The following is an 848-nucleotide window of genomic DNA, read 5'->3' as shown; positions in this document are numbered from 1 at the left end:
GTCGGGCATGTGGAGAAGTGGCAGCTGGCCCTGGACATGCTCGATGAGACCCGCTCGTGGGGCATCGAGGTGCCGCTGGCCATCGCGGACGCCGGATACGGCGACGCCGCCGCGTTCCGGCACGGGGTGCAGGCCCGCGGCCTGAACTACGTGGTCGGGATCTCCACCACACTGTCGGCCCAGCCCGAAGGCGCGGTGCCGGCGACCGAGCCGTACTCCGGGACGGGACGCCCGCCGGTGGCGAAGTACCCCGACAAGCCACAGTCGGTGAAACAGCTGGTCATCGCGGCGGGCCGCACAGCTGCACGTCCGGTGCAATGGCGGGAGGGCTCCCGGCCCGGCACCGGCCGCACCGGCCGCAAGCGCATGTACTCCCGCTTCGTGGCCCTGCGGGTCCGGCCTGCTGGACGCGAGGTCCGCCAGAGCGCCGACGGCCCGGAGCTTCCCGCGTGCTGGCTGCTGGCCGAGTGGCCCGCACGCGAGAGCGAGCCGGTCCAGTTCTGGCTGTCCGACCTACCCGCCGAAACCCCTCTGACCACCCTGGTCCGCCTCGCCAAGCTCCGCTGGCGCATCGAGCACGACTACCGCGAGATGAAGCAAGCCCTGGGCCTGGCCCACTTCGAGGGCCGGACCTGGAACGGCTGGCACCACCACGTCACCCTCGTCTCCGTCGCGCACGCCTTCTGCACCCTGCAACGACTCGCCCATGCCCCAAAAGACGCGGCGCCAGCCTGAGCCTCTACCAAATCGTCCGCGAGTTGCAGACCCTCCTCGCCACCTGGACCGGCGCCTGCCCCACCTGCCACCGCAACATCCCCATACCGGCACCAACCTGACCAAGCACTACT

Annotated in this window: 1 protein-coding gene; it reads left to right on the top strand. The window is 70.8% G+C overall.

Annotated features, from left to right (window positions below):
- Positions 1-735, top strand: a 735-nt coding sequence (locus QMK24_RS41365) for an IS701 family transposase (RefSeq protein ID WP_283472071.1), incomplete at its 5' end; no start/stop codon positions are given.
- Between the last annotated feature and the right edge of the window lie 113 nt (positions 736-848).

Source organism: Streptomyces sp. PH10-H1 (assembly GCF_030063355.1).
Taxonomy (GTDB): domain Bacteria; phylum Actinomycetota; class Actinomycetes; order Streptomycetales; family Streptomycetaceae; genus Actinacidiphila.
Note: the sequence above shows the minus strand (reverse complement) of the source record. Positions and strands in the feature narration are given on the sequence as shown.